Annotated in this window: 5 protein-coding genes; 3 read left to right on the top strand and 2 right to left on the bottom strand. The window is 74.8% G+C overall.

The features are described 5' to 3' along the window. Positions 1–1518: HNH endonuclease signature motif containing protein (locus E4P40_RS28390; RefSeq protein WP_167762378.1), on the top strand; the 1518-nt coding region annotated here is incomplete at its 5' end. A 13-nt stretch (positions 1519–1531) separates the two neighbouring features. Here the strand turns inward: E4P40_RS28390 and E4P40_RS26100 are convergent. Next, positions 1532–2386: a hypothetical protein gene (locus E4P40_RS26100; RefSeq protein WP_135161229.1), complete on the bottom strand. Its 855-nt coding sequence runs from the start codon at positions 2384–2386 to the stop codon at positions 1532–1534. A 267-nt stretch (positions 2387–2653) separates the two neighbouring features. On the opposite strand from E4P40_RS26100, the gene E4P40_RS26095 reads away from it, so the two are divergent. After that, positions 2654–3817 (top strand): glutamate--cysteine ligase, encoded by a 1164-nt coding sequence (locus E4P40_RS26095; protein WP_135161228.1) that lies wholly within the window; start codon positions 2654–2656, stop codon positions 3815–3817. 9 nt (positions 3818–3826) lie between these two features. Further along, the gene (locus E4P40_RS26090) at positions 3827–4693 is read left to right on the top strand and encodes a lysophospholipid acyltransferase family protein (protein WP_135161227.1); all 867 of its coding nucleotides are present in this window, start codon (positions 3827–3829) and stop codon (positions 4691–4693) included. Here the strand turns inward: E4P40_RS26090 and E4P40_RS26085 are convergent. Further along, positions 4683–5283 (bottom strand): alpha/beta hydrolase (locus E4P40_RS26085; protein ID WP_135161226.1); only part of this gene is annotated, 601 nt, incomplete at its 5' end. The genes E4P40_RS26090 and E4P40_RS26085 overlap by 11 nt on opposite strands.

The raw sequence follows: 5283 nt of genomic DNA, 5'->3' as shown, positions 1-5283 counted from the left end.
CATGTGTTCGAGGGATACGGCGTCGACCTGGCGATCGCTCCGTTCGGTGGCGTCGAGGTGCCGGGTCCGGCGGAGGGGCGGCCGTCTCGGCTGGCCGAGATCTTCCCGGCGGGGGTGCGGTCGGAGGCGTCGGTCTCGCACGAGCTGGTGAACGTCGCCGGCCTGCGGGACGTGCTCGAGGCCTATCAGATGCATCTGGTGATGGACCTGGCCGCGCGCCGCCGCGCTCCCGACCCCGGCGATGCGCGGCCCGGCCGCGAACGGTCGGACGGGTCGGCGGACGGGCCGATCCCGGGGACGAGTGAGTTCTTCATCGACGAGGTCGCCGCGCTGCTGGACTGCTCGCAGGCCCTGGCGGCGCGGACCGCCGCCGAGGCATATCTGTTCCTCGACCGGCTGCCCGAGGTGTGGGCGGCGGTCGCCGATCGCGCCCTGACCATGCGGCGGGCGCGGGTGTTCGCCGACGTGCTCGGCCCCACCGCGGCAGGCGTTGCCGAGGCGGTGGTGCCGCGGGTGCTCCCGGAGGCCGCGGATCTCTCCCTGCGTCGGCTGCGCGTGCGGCTGGAGCGGGAGGTGCTCGCCGAGGACGCTTACGCCGCCGAGCGGCGCCGTAAGGAGGTGGAGAAGCGGGCAGCGCTGCGGTTGTGGGCGGGCCGGCGACGGGATGAGCGTGCTGGCCACCGACATGCAGACACCGGTGGCGGCGGCGTGCTGGTCCACGATCGACGAGCTGGCCTGGATGCGGAGGAACGACGGCGACGAGCGGCCGATGGACCAGCTGCGGGCGCTGACCCATGCCGAGCTGATCCTGCGGCCGTGGGACACCAGCCGCCCGCCGGTCACCGCCCACCTGACCGTGACCGCTCCGCTGCCGACGATCAGTGGAGCGGGGACAGAGCCGGGGGAGGTCAACGGGCAGCCGATCACCGCATGCCAGGTGCGGGAGCTGCTGGCCGATCTGGACGCCGTCCGCCCGGGCGGGCTGCAGGCGCCTGCGGGGGTGGGTCGCTGCGGGTGGCGGTCACCGACGCCAACGGCGGGCTGCTGGCCACCGCCAGCCGGGCGGAGCTGGAGCGGATCGCCCGCCGCGGCTGCCCCGACCACCCCGGCGACAACGCCACCGGCGCCTGCGGCTGCCCCGTGCTCGGCCCGCCCCCGGCGGTGGACCGGTACGCGCCCAGCCCGGGTCAGCGCCGCTTCGGCAGGACCCGGGACACGACCTGCCGGCATCGGCACTGCGGCCAGCCGGTCGGACGCACGGACCTGGACCACGTCGTGCCCTACGGCGCAGGCGGGCCGACGGACTGCGAGAACCTGTGCTGCCTGTGCCGGCACCACCACCGGCTCAAGACCCACGCCCCCGGCTGGCGGTTCGTCCTGCTCCCGAACGGTGTGCTGCGGGTGACCACCCCCGGCGGCATCATCCGCAGCACCCGGCCACCGGGCCTGCGCGACCGCATCGAGCAACGCGCCCTGCCCGGGCCACCACCGACGCTCCCCGAAGCGGCTCCGTTCTGAACGAGAAGTCGGATCAGCCGGCAAGGCGGGGAGTGCGTGTCGTGCGAGCGAACGCGCGGGCTGCCCGGACGACGCCGCGGGCGGCGACGGGTGGGGCGCCGGCCGCGAGCGCGAGCCGGCGGTAGGAGTCGTAGGACAGCTCGCGGTAGGCGAGCGCGAGCGCCTCGGCGTGCTCCCGCTGCGACGGCGCGGCCGTCGCCCGGAGGTGCTGGGCCGTACGGACGGCATGCTTGGCGAACGTCACCTGGAGGGCCTGGTTGGACAGCCGGCCACCGATCGTCGAGTCGAGCCCCGGACCGCGCCGGAGCGCCGGCAGCACCCACGGGCTGGCGGCGAGCGCGGGAAAGCGCCCCCGGACGGTCTCCCACGCGTGCCACGCCGTCAGCGCACCCGGCACCGCCCACTCGCCGTCGTCGGTGGAGATCAACAGCCTCCGGGCGGTGGCGTGCACCTGGTCGCGCCGCAGCGACCGGAACGTGCCGACCGGTGCCGGCCAGCCCAACGCGATCGCGCACCACGCCACCGTCCGCAGGTGCTCGGGGTCCTCGCTCCGGATGCGGGTCAGCGGGCGCAGGTCCAGCTCCGGCGGGTCGGGCTCGGGCGTCGGTGCCGTCGGCAGGGCGATCCCGCCGTAGCGGGCCACCTTGCTGTAGAGCGCCACGGTCGCCGGCTTCCACCCGCGCGCGGCGGCCAGAGGGTCGAGCCCCGTCTCAGCCAGCTGCTCGGGCCCCAGCCCGAGCTCGAGGGCGGCTTCCGAGAGCCGGCGCCACTGCGCCTCGTACCCCGGTGGCGCATCCAGTCGCCGCCAGGCGCGGGCCGGGGGAGGGGCCGGCATGTCGGGCAGCGGCTGCTGCCACCCACCTCGCATGACCGAACACTACCGTTATCCCCAACAAAAATAGGAGTTCGGTTCGTCGTCACTTGCCGAACCGACCAGACCGGCGCCCTCCGGGCGCCATCTCAGCAATCGCGGGAGGTGCGCCGGCGGTCGGATCGGGACTAACGGGTGTGGCGGGACCGCAGGTACCGCCACAAACTCAAATCCGAGTTGGGGATAACGGTCACGTGATGCCCGAAGGAGTGGAAGGCCGGCCCCCAGGGAGCGGATCTGACACCAGCTGGGAACGATGGGCCGGTGCGGACCGTGGGCGTCGAAGAGGAGCTGCTGGTCGTCGACGGCGACGGCCGCCCGGTTCCGCTCGGCCCGGACGCCCTGACCGTGGCCGCCCGCCGGGGCGAGGGGGAGGACGCGGCGGAACACGACCGGGCCGACCGGGAGGACGAGGAGCCCGACGCGGCGTCCGCCGCCCACCTCATGCCCGAGCTCAAGGCCCAGCAGATCGAGCTCGGCACCGCCGTCTGCCCGACCCTCGACCAGGTCGACGCCGAGCTGCGCTTCTGGCGCGGTCGCGCCCAGGCCGCCGCGGCCTCCGTCGGCGCGCACGTCGCCGCCCTGGCCACCTCACCGGTCGCGGTCGAACCCGTCCCCACGCAGGGCGAGCGCTACGGCCGCATGCTGGACGCCTTCGCCCTCACCGCCCGCGAGATGCTCACCTGCGGCTGCCACGTGCACGTCTCCGTCGCCGACGAGGACGAGGGGATCGCCGTCCTCGACCGGATCCGGATCTGGCTGCCGGTGCTCACCGCGCTGACCGCCAACTCGCCGTTCTGGCAGGGCGCCGACAGCGGCTACGCCAGCTTCCGCTCCCAGGCCTGGAACCGCTGGCCCTCCGCCGGGCCGAACGAGGTCTTCGCCGACGCGGCCTCCTACCACCGCCTCGTCGACGACGTGCTGGCCACCGAGACGGTCCTCGACACCGGCATGGTCTATTTCGACGCCCGCCTCTCTGACACGTGGCCGACCGTGGAGGTGCGGAGCGCCGACGTCGCGCTGCGCGTGGAGGACGCCGTCACCCTGGCCGGTGTCGTCCGCGGCCTGGTGGAGACAGCCGCCCGCGACACCGACCCGCCACCGGAGGTCCCGGCGCGGATCCTGCGGCTCGCCGCCTGGCGCGCGGGGCGGTCCGGCATGACCGGCGACCTCGTCCACCCCCGTACCGGGCGCCCCGCGCCCGCCGCCGACGTCCTCGGCGACCTGCTGGAGCACGTCCGGCCCGCGCTCGCCGACGCCGGCGACGACCAGCGGGTGAGCGAGGGGATCGCCGCCATCCTGCGCCGCGGCACCGGCGCCGACCTGCAGCGCCGCATCCACGCGGCCACCGGCGGGGACCTCACGGCCGTGGTCCGGTCCGCCGTCGAGATCACGACCGCCCAGGCAACTGCCAGCCGTACGGGCTAGATTCCGGCCATGTACACGGCGAGCTGGCGCGACGTCATCCGCCCGGACCTCTTCGGGACCACCCCGGTCCGGCGCGACCGGCCCTACCGGTTCGTCATCCGCGCCTGCCTGGTCGTCTTCCGGCTCTTCGGGTTCCGCTTCGACGTACGCGGCTCCGAGCACGTGCCGACGAGCGGTGGCGCGATCATCTGCAGCAACCACGTCAGCTTCTTCGACTTCACCTTCCTCGGTCTCGGCGCCCTGCCGCAGCACCGGCTCGTCCGGTTCATGGCGAAATCAGCCGTGTTCGACCACTGGTTCGCCGGCAGGTTCATGCGCGCCATGCAGCACATCCCGGTCGACCGGAAGGCCGGGGCCGCCGCCTTCGACCTCGCCGTCCGCGCGCTGAAGGACGGCGAGGTGGTCGGCGTCTTCCCCGAGGCGACCATCAGCACCAGCTTCACCGTGAAGGACCTGAAGGCCGGCGCCCCCCGGATGGCCGTCCAGGCCGGCGTGCCCATCATCCCCGCCGCCGTCTGGGGCGGGCACCGTGTCGCCACCAAGGGCCACAAGGTCGAGCTCCGCCGCGGCGTCCCGGTGACGGTCATCCTCGGCGAGCCGATCGTCCCCGAGGCGGGGGAGAAGCCCCAGGCCCTGCTGCGCCGCACCCGCGCCGCGATGGAGGAGGTGCTGGACGAGGCCCAGCGCAGCTATCCCGACCAGCCGGCCGGCCCCGATGACCGCTGGTGGCAGCCGGCGCACCTCGGCGGCACGGCGCCGACCCCCCAGGCCGCCGCGACGGACGACGCGATCCGCGCCTCGGGCAAGGAGGCGAAGGCCCCGAAGAAGACGCCTGCAGCCCGTCTGAAGGCGTTGGCAGGGCGACTCAGGAAGTAGCCGCCACCGCCGCGACGACCTGCCGCGTGCCCTCGGCGCCCTCCGGCACGGGCAACAGCGGGTAGACGTGCAGTGCCCCGTCCACCACGGTGAGGTCGGCCTCGACGCCGGCCTTCCGCGCCGCCGCGGCGAAGTCCGTCGAGTCGGGCAGGCAGAGCTCGTGGGTGCCGACGAGGAGCGTCGTGGGCGGCAGCCCCTCGAGCGAGCCGCTCCCCGGGCTCAGCCGGGGCGCGGTCGGGTCGTCCCCGCCGGCCCACACGGCGGCCGCCTCCCGCAGCCCCGGCCGCGACAGCCACGGGTCCCGCCGGCCGACCTCGTCCAACTCCGGATGGCTGAGCGTCAGGTCCAGCCACGGCGACAGCAGGACCAGCCGCCGGAGCAGGGGGTCGCCGAGCAGCTCCTGCGCGACACCGAGGGCCAGCCCGCCGCCGGCGGAGTCGCCGACCAGCGCGATGCCCTGCGTCGGCTCCTCGACGGCCAGCTGCCGGTACACCTCGTGCACGAAGGGATTGGCATCCCGGTAGGTGTGCTGGGGCGCCAGCCCGTACAGGGGGACCTCCACCCGCACGCCGGCGTCCGCCAGCCGCCCG

Source organism: Blastococcus sp. CT_GayMR20 (genome assembly GCF_004570345.1).
Note: the sequence above shows the minus strand (reverse complement) of the source record. Positions and strands in the feature narration are given on the sequence as shown.